The organism is Psychrobacter sp. AOP7-A1-24 (assembly GCF_052376235.1).
Lineage (GTDB): Bacteria > Pseudomonadota > Gammaproteobacteria > Pseudomonadales > Moraxellaceae > Psychrobacter.
Genome location: NZ_JBQSVM010000002.1, coordinates 110,180 through 124,103, shown reverse-complemented (window position 1 = coordinate 124,103; position 13,924 = coordinate 110,180). Strand labels below are relative to the sequence as shown.

Sequence of the window (13,924 nt, the reverse complement as noted above, 5' to 3'; positions counted from 1 at the left end):
TAGACATGAAATTCTAAATCGTGCATCATATTTAAGTATTATTGCGCCATTGTATTGCCTAGCAAATATCTATTGGAGTGAGCACTGGCATATGGCAAACCGACAGAGCATGATGTCGGGAACGTTATTACCTTTTTAGAATAAACCGTTATTAATCTGTATTGTTGAGGAATTGATTGATGGACGCACTAAGTGTATTGCTGCAAAACGTACATTTATTTGAAACTAAGTATTATCGTCTAAATGGCACTGGCAACTGGTCTTATTCTATCACTAGAAAAGACACTATTTTATTCTACTTAGTAATGTCTGGTGGGTTTTGCATCGATGTTGGAAATGGTCTACGAGAAGCTCACGCTGGTGACATGATCATGATTCCGAATGCGCACAAACATGTAAGCTACGCACTCAACTACCATGGTGAAGTTGCCGAACCGCTCGATAAGCTACTAAGCAATTGCAAAGATGGTACGCTTGATATCAATGGTGATGGAGACCCCAATTCATCTTTGATACTGATTGAATGCAAGTATGACAAAGAGATGATTAATCCTTTACTGTCAGTGCTGCCATCGATATTACCTGAGCTTAATGATGCCGCTGATGGTAGATTTGAAGTGATTGATGTAGAAATAAAACTACTAACGCTAGAGTCTGAGCGTGAGCGTATGGGAAAAACGGCTGTAATCAATCATTGGGCAAGTATTATGATGATTGAGTGTTTGCGCGTATATATTGAAAGCTTACCTGAAGCCACAGAAAACTGGCTCAAAGCCATGAAAGATCCGTTTTTAACTAAGGCGCTAGCTGCGATGCATGGGGCACCGAGTGAAAGCTGGACCATTCATCAGCTTGCCGAAGTAGCAGGAATGTCGCGCTCCAGCTTTGCGCAGCGTTTCAAAGATACTGTCGGTATGCCGCCACTGACTTATCTGATTGATTACCGCTTACGGTTAGCAGCACGCTATTTACGCTTACAGCAAAACAGTATTAGCCGTATCAGCGAGATGGTGGGTTATGCTTCAGACTCGACCTTTAGTCAGGCGTTCAAACGTGTATATGGTGTCTCGCCAAAAGCATACCGTCAGCAGTATCGACAAAACAATCTTGCATAGCTCTAGTGGCTGTTTATTCAAGTTAACTAAGTAGAATCTCGATTAGAAGCGCTAAGGTCATTTATATGTCATTAGCGCTTTTTTAGTTTGTGAATACATATTATTTATAAATGTTGAGTCATTCATAGATATAAGACCTCTGGTAACTTGCTATGGCTATTTTAGTTAAGGGCAGCTGACAATGAGTCTGTGTTCAGGTACTATGGGTTGATGAGTCGTCGAGACAAAAGCGTTAATTTTATAACGCATTATACGTCCTTATATGATAGGTCTATAAAAGGATTGAGACGATGTTTATTTTCGCTGCTGATGGTATGTTATGACTGAACCGACCGCAAAGCTAAATGTAGAAAGCAAAGGCCAACAAGAGACTGCTACAACTGCTAAAACAGAAAGTAATGTTAATAAGAGCACTGCTATAGAGAACCCGAATGCCGACAAAGACACGCCAAAAAATGACACGGTAGAGACACTTGATAAAGCGGCATTATTAAAACTGTTTACCTTGTCAGATGCCGATGAAGCAACAACTGAATTAGTAACGTCTGAAACATCCGATAGCCTTGCTGTAGCTGCAAAACCTGCTACTCAAGAAACCGGTATCGCTACGCAGCGTGTTGCGCTTTATCGTGCTCAGCACGAGCGTACTCGATTGTTATATATGGCATCTGCCAATACGCGTCCTACTTATTTAGTACAGACCTTGAAGCCGCAATTTGCAGAATATCAGCAATACTTACTGGCGCAGCAGCTTGATAAACGCGGCCTGATGGATACGGATAAGCTCGAAAGACTCTGGCAACAGCTACATGTGGTTGATGACATCATTGCAGATATCGTGCGTCATATGCCTGCGCAGCAGCCCGCTGGTTGGCAGTTAACAACTCAAGATGGTCGCAACCCATTGTGCTTTGCTACGATTGGTAAGTTAAAGCACGGCAAGCCGATTCGCGACCAAGGCAGCCTCAACAGTTATGTACTTGGGCACTTTGGCGTGAGTAGTTTTACTTACGATCGAGGCTATTATATCGGTCATGTGGTTGGTTATTTATTCAGTTGTTATTATTGTGCCCATCTGTCGATTACTTATGGCGTTACAGCCCTTGGACAGCAGGTTGTCGCTGACTATGACTATGCCAGTCTGGAGACGCCATATATGGTCAGGCTATTACAAGGTTTAGACGGTTATTGCAAAAAACGTATTTATCAGTTGGCTGTTATCTGTGCACGCTTGAGCGTTTTTGCGAGCGATAAACGCATTGAAAGAATGCTGATCGCTGAGGTTAATGATTTTGATAAAAAGCTACAGCAGCAGCATTTGGATGTCTTGTTATTACAAGGTTTGATGCCTGATAGTAATGACTCAACGCCATTGTTTTGAGATCAATATATTAAGTTCATATATTGCTGTTAAATCACACATTATAACTGTCTACCTGTAAGCCCTTTAGGATATCTGTTGCTATGCCTGCCTATCACTTTAAAGCGCTTGACGACCACGGCGTGGTTCAAAAAGGCTTGCTAGAAGGGGATTCTGCAAGGCAAATTCGCCAGCAGCTGCGTGATAAGCAATGGACACCAGTTGAAGTCAACCCTGTCAACGACAAACAAAATCAAAGCAAAAGCCGCTATAAAAAGCCGTCCGCATACGAGTTGGCATTGCTGACACGTCAGTTATCTGTATTATTGGCAGCGGGTATCCCACTCGAAGAAACCTTAGCCGCGGTTGCTAAGCAATCACCAAAGACTCATATCAAATCTCTAATGCTTGCAGTGCGCTCACATGTCTTAGAAGGGCTGAGTTTAGCGCGTGCTCTACAACAAGCTGCTAGCTTTCCGCCGTTATATATCGCCACCATCGCCGCAGGCGAAAAATCTGGTCATCTTGACCTTATCCTCAATCAGCTAGCAGACTACACCGAAAACCGTTTTGCCCTCCAAAAGAAAATCCAAGGGACAATGGTCTATCCGATTGTCCTAATGGTCATGGCAGTTGCGGTAATTATGGGACTGATGAGTTTCGTCGTACCCAAGATTGTCAAAGTTTTTGAGCAATCTGAGCAAGCGCTACCTCTCATTACCCAAGTCGTTCTCACGCTATCGAATATTATTACTCAGTGGTGGTGGTTGATACTATTGGTATTGGCAAGTACCGCTTTTTTATTCTACCGTTTTGCCCAAACGCAGGCAGGCAAATTATCAATTGATAGTGTGGTGCTTAGATTGCCCATATTAGCTAGATTGTCCAAAGGACTGAATGCCGCACGATTTGCTAGTACCCTTGCGATACTAGTACGTTCGGGAGTACCGTTAATTGAGGCATTACATATCGGTGCCGCGGTCACGACCAATTTACATATTCAAAAAACTATTATCACTGCTGCTGACAGGGTGACAGAAGGCTCTAGCTTGTCTAGTCAACTAGAGAAATCTACTTATTTTCCGCCGATGATGGTACAGATGATAAAAAGTGGAGAAAACTCAGGTGAGCTTGAAGGTATGCTTAGCCGTGCCGCCAATATGCAGGAGGCAGAAGCTACCAATTTTATCAGCACCTTATTATCACTACTTGAGCCTCTAATGCTGGTACTAATGGGTGTGGTAGTCATGATTATTGTGATGGCGGTTATGCTACCCATCGTCAATATGAATGATTTAGCAGGCTAGGTTCATGCGCTAGCCAGTGAACTATCATATTCTTTACTTATAGCTAAATTTCAATCTCCAAAATCTCTATCTAACTATTTTTTATTCTATTCTGATCACTTAACTTGCTTACTAAACCTTGGATTAGCTTTCTTAAGGTTTGCTTACTGTTGTATATTGTTGACCAGACGATATTTCTACTATGGTGAATAAGCGCCTCGCGCTATAGTAAGCGCGAGTTAATAATCGCACATTTGGGTCAGCCAACATTTAGCTTCGGTTAAAATAGTAAACCCAAACTCAAACTGGGCACTGCGCTGGATAAAAATAAAACCATGGTTTATAGTGACGATAGTTTTAGAGCTCATTGATGAGAGCCACGATAGAACGCCACTTTTACTGTTTACATAACTGCGATGACCAAAGCGATGATTATGACTAATAAATTCCAAGTAAATATGACGCCAAAAAGTGCTATTCAGGATACGCAATCCCATTCAAATATTGCAAATGACCACAAGATAGCTGCTTCAGCCATGCACTGCAGTGCAGCGAGAGAGTCTGGTCAAGCAGGGTTCACTCTTATCGAGATTATGGTTGTTATCGTTATCCTAGCCATTCTTGCTGGCTTGGTGGTACCAAAAGTAGTCGGTCAAAGTGATAGGGCCCGTGTTAAAACAACTGAGACTGCGCTTGCTACTGTCTCAAACGCGCTAGATATGTACAAGGTTGATAATTCGCGCTATCCGACAACTGCTCAAGGTCTAGAAGCGCTTACGACACCGCCTGCTGATGCAAAAAACTATCCTGAAGGTGGGTATATCAAAGGTGGTTATCCAACCGATGGCTGGGAAAATGAGATGCAGTATGTTGCACCAGGTAGTGAAGGGCGACCTTATGATTTGTTTTCGTTGGGTGCTGATGGGCAACAAGGTGGCGAAGGGCAAGATACGGATCTTTATGCTCAGCTATAAAGCGTAATAATAGACGTATAGAGTATAAACTCTAATACTGATATAGCTTTGTAGAATGAAATACTCATTCATTAATGCGCTTTCAATAATTTATAAATATCAACCAATACTCTTCTATTGGTTGATATTTTTTATCAGTAGACAAACTGCCTGCTGTTTAATACAAGCCTTATAGTCAGTGCTATAAATATATCTAGGTATTCAGCAAAACAGTCATCGCAAACTGCAATTAAAGGTAATCATCTATGTCGATTCAAAAGTCTAATAAATACTTTTCTAAAAATCTTTATAAATTGGTTCTAACAGTTGCAAGTACTTCGTTGGCAACTGCCTTGTCAATGACGTCGATCAATGCACAAGCAGCAGGGCTAAATGACTTATTTAAAAATAGTTCCTCAGCAAAATCAAAATTCCTACCAGTTGATGAAGCTTTTCAGGTAGTCAGTAATACCAAAGCGACTTCTAAAGGCACACGATTGTCGATCAGCTTTGAGATTACGCCAGGGCATTATGTCTATAAAGATAAGCTGACGTTGAGCTTCCCTAAAGGAATAAGCGCTACGCCGTTTACTTTTAATCAAGCACCAGTATCAGTCGATGATCCGACCTTTGGTCAGGTTCCTGTATTTACGCAAAGGAGTGTCATTGCAACCACGACGTTGACGACGAGTAATGGTAAGGGGGCCAAAAACGCACCTATTATTATTGGCTGGCAAGGGTGTGCAACCGCTGGACTATGCTATCCACCAGAAAAAGTTAAAACCAAGATAGATATTGCGGCGACACGCAGATAAATATCGAGCAGATTGATCCATATATCGGTAATAATAGGTAGCCATTCATGTCCATCAAGACATCACGAAAGTCCTCATCATCTAGCGTATCTACTCATTCAAAAAAAGCCCGTATCTTAGCGCTTGCTATCGCTAGTGGTTCATTGCTGACAGGTTTATCAGCGACATCAACGGTACAAGCGGCAGGATTAGGTGATCTTTTCGGTAGTAGTGAAAGCTCATCAAAGTCAAAATTTTTGCCAGTAGATCAAGCGTTTCAGGTGAGTACGAATAGCACTCCTGTCGAATCGGGTACGCGGTTGGCTATTAACTTCGATATCACTCCTGAGTATTATGTCTATAAAAAACAAATCAAGCTTACGCTACCCGCTGGCGTGACTGCTGCACCTTTTACCTTCAGCCAGACACCTTATTCAATAGATGATCCGACCTTCGGTCAGGTGTTGGTATTTGATCAAGCAAACATGGTCGCTACCACCACACTGACGAACAACAGTGGTGAAAATATAGAAGATGCTGCTATTGTTGTCGGTTGGCAGGGTTGTGCAAAAGCGGGACTGTGCTATCCACCTGAAAAGATTAATACGACTGTCAGTATTGAAGCCGCCTCGGCACAGGCAACGGTAAATAGCGATAGTACTGCGAGTACAACTAATTCATCTGCAAATGCTACCGAGACACCAGAAGAGCCAAGTACAGCAGTTCTTGATAATGCTGTACCTGATGATACGAAAGCTCTGACAGAAGATGGTGCTATTGATTATGACTTAATAGATGACAGCGCTGTAGAGTATGACTCTTTAGACAGTAGTGCGGCGATGAGTACGATTTCTGCAGCAGACAGCAACGTATCGGGTGAGACAATTAATGGCGAAAGCGCCTTAGACAATAGCTTTGTCGATGGCGATCCTTTTGGTTTAGCTTCTCACCCTTGGTTGGCGTTAGCATTATTATTTTTAGCAGGCTTAGGCTTAGCTTTAACGCCGTGTGTTCTACCAATGCTACCTATTGTGGCGAATATTGTCGCCCGTGAAAAAAACCCAACGGTCAAACGCGGTGTCGTCTTGACCACCAGTTATGCGATTGGGGTCGCGACTGCTTATGGTATTTTAGGCGCTGTCATCGCAGTCTTTGGTGAATCTTTAGGTATTATTGGTTGGCTACAAAACCCTGTTATTCTCATCAGCTTTGCCATTGTGTTTGTACTACTTGCGCTATACATGCTGGGGCTTTTCAGTGTGCGATTACCACAAGCGATTAGTCAAAAAATGCAAGGGTTAAGTCAAGCAGGCGACAGTAAGCTTGGTAGTACAGGCGGCAGTTTGATTGCTGGATTTTTATCTGCGTTAGTCGTGTCGCCTTGCGTTTCCGCACCATTGTTTGGGGCATTATTAGCGGTTTCTACTATTGGTAGTCCTTTGCTCGGCTTTGCCGCTTTATTTATGCTTGGGTTTGGTTTGTCAGTGCCACTTATTTTGATTGGTGCTACTCAAGGCAAGATTATGCCAAAAGCGGGCGAGTGGATGAATTGGGTCAAACAAGGTTTTGCTTTATTACTATTTGCTGTAGCCTTGTTATTGATTGAACGTGTCTTTATATCGCCAGTTATGCTTATGGTATGGGCGTTATGGTTTATGGTTGTGGCAACATGGGCGTGGAGTTGGCTGGGTAAAGGTCGTATGCTGACTCAAGCATTGAGCCTTATCGCCGGTATTTGGGCAGCCTGTTTAATTGTTGGCGCTGCACTGGGCAATGACGATAGCTTGCATCCATTAGCATCATTGGGTTCAGCACCGATGATGGTACAGTCAACATCTGGTCAACCAGTAAATAATGGTAGCACTACGGATAAAACGATCACTACGTTGGCTGAGTTAGATGCCATTGTAGCAGCCAATCCGAATGTGATTGTCGATCTGACAGCAGAGTGGTGTATTGAGTGCCGCATTATGGATAAGAACTTGTTTCATAATCGTCCAGATCAAATGCAAGACTGGCAACTAGTGAGGCTTGATATCACAGAAACAACCGAAGAATCAAAAGCCATTTTGTCACGTTATAAGCTGTTCGGTCCGCCTGCGCTGCTATACTATCAAGAAGGTCAGCTGACACAGCAACAAGTCGGTGAGATAGGTCGCGTAGAGTTTGAGCAGACATTGGATGCGCTGAATGATTAATATTTGATAACTAATGCTTAAAAAGCCAGTGTGATTTTTTGAAAATTCTTAAGAGTATTAACAAGGCCAGTATACTAAAAAGAGTATGCTGGCTTTTTTAATATCATTAAATTCATAAGATAGAATATTTAATAAGTATTTGTTATATATATAATTATATAGATGGGTGCTTATTTTAACTATCGATAAAGCTAGTATCATGCTTATATTTTCATTACAATAAAGAAACAATGCAGCAGGGGCAACCATTTCCTTTTTTTCTGCTCCTAATATCTGCGATTAACTGACATACTTAGTCAATTCTATTTTAGCGATAACGCTAATGGCTATATTGATTACCTCATATACTCTGCTAGCACTGTGCTAGTTAGATAAAGGACACTTATGTTTGCCCATACTATTACTCAGCGTCGCCAAGAACCGTCTTACCAGAATGCAAATATGCCTCTTCGTATTGCAGTTGCTCTTGCGTTGGGTTGTACCGCGATACAAGTACAAGCTGCTGATGACTCTCAAACCTATAACGAACTGCCAGCACCCGAAGCTGCGTTTGAATATGAGGATCTTGACCTATTACAGGATCTCGATAACAATGCGATATCTTCTAATGTGAGCACACAAAGCAGCAAAATAATCAGCAAAGAATTTATTGCTAAACAAGCCGAACTATTTTCTGAATGTACTCAAGTACAGTCTAGTGCGGCTCGTTTAGCTTGTTTTGACAAGGTTGCTGAGCAAGGTAAAACGCCAAGTTATACTACAACCAAACAACCTGTTGATTTGGCAAAGACGTTTCAAAGCACGATCTCAGGTAACCCAAAGGTGGTCTTGGCTGAGTCTCAAACGGCGATGAGTGGTACAACAGTTGAAAATGCAGACACCATCTTAATGACCAATCAGCAGTCCGCAGTCAGCAAACTGCAGGAAAGTGATAGCGTAGAAGTAGATACTGAAATAAAGACTGAGGCACAGATTTTAGAAAATGTCGGTGTTACTCAAACAGACATCGAAAAATTCTCACCACTCAGCTTATCTTATGACTTAGATCAAAACAGTGAGCGTGGTACTTGGACAGTAAGACCCTATCGGCCAACATATTTATTGCCCTTATTCTATACTTTGGATCCCAATTTAAGTCCAAGCACACCATCACAAGAAGCGGAGCCTTTTGATTCTAATGACATACGTGAGACTGAGCTAAAATTCCAGTTGTCTCTAAAAACAAAGGTCGCAGAAGACCTGTTCGATACCAGTGCTGATTTATGGTTTGGTTATACCCAAGAATCACATTGGCAAGTTTACAACGAAGATAATTCACGTCCGTTCCGTGCTACCGATTATCAACCTGAAATATTCCTGACCCAACCAGTGACAGCAGATCTGCCTTTTGGTGGACGTCTACGTATGTTGGGCGCAGGTGCTGTCCATCATTCGAATGGACAAGATGATCCGTTATCGCGTTCATGGAACCGAGCTTATCTAATGGCAGGGGCAGAATGGGGCAAACTTTCAGTTATACCGCGCCTATGGACTCGAGTAAATAATGAAAGTAGTAGCGATGATGACAACCCAGATATCGAAGATTACATGGGCTATGGTGATATCAAATTCTTATATGACTTATCAGATCAGCAAAGTATTAGTGGTACGTTGCGTTATAACCCAAGTACCAATAAAGGTGCAGCGCAAATCGACTACATCTATCCTATATCAGAGAACGTCAATGGTATGGTGCAGCTATTCCAAGGATATGGTGAGTCGATTATTGATTACAATCATGAAAACACCTCTATCGGCTTTGGTATCGTACTCAATGATTGGAAAGGGATTTAATTTGAGAAGGGCGCTAATATAGGTGAAATTTATTAAAAGTTATGACAAATAATAATTTATGCGCCGTTTAGCGCCTTATCAAACTGGACTATGGTTGGCAGAGTATATAGATATGCGCTGCCAACTATGCCGTATTTATCATAGTACACCACAATCTCAACTACTGCAGCATCAAGCGCCGTCTAGCCTACAGGGTATAAGGGGTAAGCCGCCCACACGGATAGCCTTAAAGAAACACTCTTTTCTTACTGATATCATTCATCAAGCGAACAGCTATTTGAGCAGTGGTTTACTTTGTGCTCACTGTCACAACGATATCACTTGGTTACCAAGACCTTTTGAAGTTGATATCGCTCCTAGTATATCTCTATCTATTCAAGCCTCTACTTACTATGAGTATCCAATACGTCAAGCTATCCGAGCATTTAAGCATCAAGAGGATATGACAAAATTGCCGTTATTATTACATGCTATACGTCAATTACCGCGTCCATACGGTTGTCATCGCAATAACAGCGTGATTGTTGCTATGCCAACGACAAGTCAACGATTGGTCAAACGCGGGTTCGATCCTGTTAGTATTTTATCTGCCCAATTGTCTAAACATTGGCAAATTCCTTTATGGCAAGGTGTTAAGCGTATTGATGATACAGTGAGCCAGCAAGGACTGACTCGTGCCGAACGCCTTAGTAACTTAAACAACGCCTTTGCGCTAATCGAAAACCCTCCTACAAAACACTTAATACTATTTGATGACGTATCTACCACAGGTGCGAGCTTACAAGCTGTAGCGCGAGCGTTCATTTCACCTACAGCAGTAAAATCAACAACTGATAGCAGCCATAATAGTTATCAAATTTCTGCTTACGTATTAGCGCATGGTAGCAAATCATAAACCCAATATATCTTTGTCAGTAATATCTAATTATTGCTAATATATTTCCTAACGCTATATTGTTATAGATATGTATACTAATTTGTTATTCTGAGCTGGATGTCGAAATCATTTTTTAGGAAATTAGTTTATAAATCAGGTGCATTAGATACTGTCTGTAGGTTTTACTAGCTAATGTTAGCTAGATATCATGGAATGAAAATTGCATATCACTAGAGAAATATATGTAGAAAGTTATATTAGTCAGACAGAAGCATAAGATAATCATAATCAATACGTCATAAGTAAAAGACAGATAATTGCAGTTTTAAATAGGAACATGATGTGAACGCATCTTTGAACAAATTATCACCTAAGTTAAAAAATACAAGTTCAGGTTTTACCTTGATTGAACTAATGGTAACCATTGCTGTTCTTGCCATTATTGTAGGTATTGCGGCGCCGAATATTAGTACCCAACTTGCAAACCAGCGGGTTAAATCGACGGCGGCTACGCTTGCTAATGCATTAAAAGAAGCTAAAGTTGAGAGTGTTATTCGTCGTCAGCCAATGGAATTAAATGTTGATACTGACACTCATACCTTGATTATAGAGAGTGATAACTCAGTTGAAATTGCAAGCTATGGCTATAGTGGTAACAGCAATATAAAAACGGATGAATCGACGACAACAGTAATATTTAGACCAAGTAAGCGTGCTAATGAAATAACCTATACTATTTGTGACGATAAAAATTCATCTACTGCAATACAAGTTTTTGTCAATGAAGTAGCTAGTATAAGTACTGCAATTGGAGGAACGTGTTAATGATTAGGTTGAATACTCAAAAGGGAGTCGGCTTAATTGAGGTGATGGTAGCCTTGTTATTATTAGCTGTTGCTGTTTTAGGCTTTAGCGCTTTGCAAATAAATGCGTTAAGTGCTACAGACGAAAGCCTAGTACGTAGTCGTGCTATGAGTATGTCAAAACAGCTATCAGAAAACATGCGATTGAACACTTTAGCTACTGATGACTTTATGACAGAGTTAAACACTTTGAATCAAGGTACAAACAATATCACCGAGTATTGTGCAAAAGTGGCAGAAGCAAGCAGCGGTTTTGATCAAAATAGCTGCAAATCAGATGCTTGTGGTCCGGAAGAAATAGCAGCATTGAACACATGGCAAGCAGCCAACTTAGGCTGTGAGCAAGACATCATGCTAAATATGACAGCTTGCCCAGATATGGCTGATATAAACGCTAGACAATGCATTATTACTTCGTGGGGGATGACAATACCTGTTTTAGACGACAATGAAGATAATGCTTGTGGAGATAGTAATGGTTCTTACAAAGCAGGGTCTCACTGTTTGATAGTGGAGGCCTATTAATGAGAATCTCAATGCTTCAGAATTATTCAAAACGCCAAATGGGATTTACATTAATAGAACTCATGGTATCGCTGTTTTTAGGTCTGCTCGTATCTGCTGCTGCAGTACAAGTCTATATGATCAATGCGAAAACAGCAGGCATACAAACAAGCGCCTCAGAGTTAGTCGAAGATGCTGCCTTTAATTTACCTATAATAGAAAGAAAAGCCCGTCTTGCAAATTTGGGCTTAGCAGATAAAATTGCAGCCGATCAGCCTGGTTCAGGCATCATACTAACCAGTGCTGATAATGCGTTAGAAGATGAAGAAGGAAACAATGCATTAGATAATTTTCGTAATCCCAAAGACTTAGGTGGTGATCCAAAAGTACCCAAAAACATTACTTTAAACGGCTCCCCTGTAAAAGTGGCCTTATTAACTCGTACTAGTGATCAAACGGTAAGTACGGAGAAAAATGAATGGTCTGGAGCGAGCAATATGAGCTCGAAAAGTAGTCAGCTGACCATACAGTACCGTGCGCCACAAGACATGTATGACTGTGAAGGTAAGTTGGCGCTAGGCCCAAGAAAGGTCACTATAGGTGGAGTAAAGGAAGTCATTGACGGCCAGATTATTGTAGAGCGTTTCTACATAAAGGCACCTGACGCAGCAAAACCTACAGAGCTCTCTTTGTATTGTGATGCAGGAAAGTATATTACCGAAATAATGGATGATTATACTGAGCAAAGCAGGCCAGATGAAAAGCTATCCAAATCTGTTGAATTTACTGCAAATAATTCAATTAGAGATTTTGGCGATGCTGGTCAAGAGGTTATGACTCATGTGGATTACTTCGATATATTGTTGTCGACTAGAAAGGGCAGTCAGCTACAGTATTATACGGTAAAAGATTACTTGGCTTTAGACCTAGATGATCAACCACCAGTTGTAGGTATAAAGTACGGTTTGATTTTGCGTTCTGATAATGCAACGTTGAATGAGGAAGGCTCATCTGAATTTATCGTATTAGGCAAAAAACTTAATATGAATAGTAGTTTGAGTAAAAAGTACTTGCGTACAGTAGTAGAGTCATATGTGACATTAAGAAATATTGTAGATGAATAAATAGCACCTAATGTGTAAATCGCTCTCGCCTTGGTAATAATACTATGAATAAACATCCTAACCGTCAGTTATCGACTTCACAAGGTGGTGCTACGTTAATCGTGGTTCTCATGTTTCTGCTATTAATTATCGTTGTAGGTGTCATTGCTGTACGGAATAGTATGACGTCGTTACGTCTTGCAACTAGCGAACAGGTTGACACTCTACTTTTGAATACTTCAGACACTGCGAATAAAAACGTTGAAAATATCATTAATGACCCAGATTACAATAGTGAAAAAGCTAATATCCTTGGATCGCTTGGATTTTTTGGTTATTTTTTGAATACTGGAGCTACTTCAAACCGTGGTGACCAAATTATTTTTTGTTATCGTCCACGTCAAAACTATTTTTTTAAAATGTCTGAAGCGACTGTCATAACTGCATCTGGACAAAGCAAGTTAATAGGTGGAGCAGATTTATCAGGAGGCTTTTGTCGGCCTAGTCAAGCTAGTGACTTTGTCAATGCCCGTCAAAACGTTATGACTCAGGTTTCAGTCACCAGACCTAATACACAGTCATTGCCTGTGACACCTTTTGGAAATGTGCCACTAGAGATGACTATCAATTCAGACGATGCAACTAGTAGCTCACCAAGCTTCCGAATACATTCCACGTCGTTTTTGCCAGCACTATCAAACGTATCAGATTCAGAGATTACTGAGTGTCTCAAAAAACCTAGCGAAAATGCTGCGTCATTTGTAGCTGGAGTTGATGAAGATGATGCTACTCAGAATACGTATTTTGGTGAGACCCGTAATCAATGCTTGGCTAAGATCGGTGTGCCCGCTAAGGTGCTGGTTAAAGAAGCAAAACTAGAGAATGATGTAAACTCAGAAAACTGTATAGATGAAGGTTATGGTGAAGGTGATGGAACAATTTCTCAAGATTGTCAGGATTTGTTGGGTTTAACGCTGAGCGGTAATATAGCTTAGTTGGTAAGTTAATGTCGGCCATATTTATAATTAGTATAGAGCA

At 41.0% G+C, this 13,924-nt stretch carries 12 protein-coding genes; all 12 read left to right on the top strand.

Annotated features, from left to right (window positions below; genetic code table 11):
* The first annotated feature begins 179 nt into the window (after positions 1-179).
* The 12 genes from ACT3QQ_RS01545 (at position 180) to ACT3QQ_RS01490 (ending at position 13,881) form a co-directional block, all read left to right on the top strand.
* Positions 180-1,115 (top strand): AraC family transcriptional regulator, encoded by a 936-nt coding sequence (locus ACT3QQ_RS01545; protein WP_444526637.1) that lies wholly within the window; start codon positions 180-182, stop codon positions 1,113-1,115.
* Positions 1,116-1,434: 319 nt separating this feature from the next.
* Entirely contained in the window at positions 1,435-2,496 is a 1,062-nt protein-coding gene (locus ACT3QQ_RS01540; RefSeq protein ID WP_444526636.1) for a hypothetical protein, read from the top strand.
* 83 nt (positions 2,497-2,579) lie between these two features.
* Positions 2,580-3,782 (top strand): type II secretion system inner membrane protein GspF, encoded by a 1,203-nt coding sequence (gspF, locus tag ACT3QQ_RS01535; RefSeq protein WP_444526635.1) that lies wholly within the window; start codon positions 2,580-2,582, stop codon positions 3,780-3,782.
* A 515-nt stretch (positions 3,783-4,297) separates the two neighbouring features.
* Positions 4,298-4,735 (top strand): type II secretion system major pseudopilin GspG, encoded by a 438-nt coding sequence (gene gspG, locus ACT3QQ_RS01530; protein ID WP_444521200.1) that lies wholly within the window; start codon positions 4,298-4,300, stop codon positions 4,733-4,735.
* 245 nt (positions 4,736-4,980) lie between these two features.
* Positions 4,981-5,529, top strand: coding sequence for a protein-disulfide reductase DsbD N-terminal domain-containing protein (locus ACT3QQ_RS01525; protein ID WP_444526634.1), 549 nt, complete (start codon positions 4,981-4,983; stop codon positions 5,527-5,529).
* Positions 5,530-5,576: 47 nt separating this feature from the next.
* The gene (gene dsbD, locus ACT3QQ_RS01520) at positions 5,577-7,706 is read left to right on the top strand and encodes a protein-disulfide reductase DsbD (protein WP_444526633.1); all 2,130 of its coding nucleotides are present in this window, start codon (positions 5,577-5,579) and stop codon (positions 7,704-7,706) included.
* Positions 7,707-8,090: 384 nt separating this feature from the next.
* Positions 8,091-9,539, top strand: a complete 1,449-nt coding sequence (locus ACT3QQ_RS01515; protein WP_444526632.1) for a phospholipase A — start codon at positions 8,091-8,093, stop codon at positions 9,537-9,539.
* A gap of 58 nt (positions 9,540-9,597) precedes the next feature.
* Positions 9,598-10,434 (top strand): ComF family protein, encoded by an 837-nt coding sequence (locus ACT3QQ_RS01510; protein WP_444526631.1) that lies wholly within the window; start codon positions 9,598-9,600, stop codon positions 10,432-10,434.
* Positions 10,435-10,758: 324 nt separating this feature from the next.
* Positions 10,759-11,241 (top strand): pilus assembly FimT family protein, encoded by a 483-nt coding sequence (locus tag ACT3QQ_RS01505; protein ID WP_444526630.1) that lies wholly within the window; start codon positions 10,759-10,761, stop codon positions 11,239-11,241.
* Positions 11,241-11,804, top strand: a complete 564-nt coding sequence (pilV, locus tag ACT3QQ_RS01500) for a type IV pilus modification protein PilV (protein WP_444526629.1) — start codon at positions 11,241-11,243, stop codon at positions 11,802-11,804. Before ACT3QQ_RS01505 ends, pilV begins: the two co-directional genes overlap by 1 nt.
* An 11-nt stretch (positions 11,805-11,815) precedes the next feature.
* A complete protein-coding gene (locus ACT3QQ_RS01495) occupies positions 11,816-12,907 on the top strand; it encodes a PilW family protein (RefSeq protein WP_444526628.1) in 1,092 nt (363 codons plus the stop codon).
* Positions 12,908-12,951: 44 nt separating this feature from the next.
* Entirely contained in the window at positions 12,952-13,881 is a 930-nt protein-coding gene (locus ACT3QQ_RS01490) for a pilus assembly PilX family protein (protein ID WP_444526627.1), read from the top strand.
* Positions 13,882-13,924: the final 43 nt, after the last annotated feature.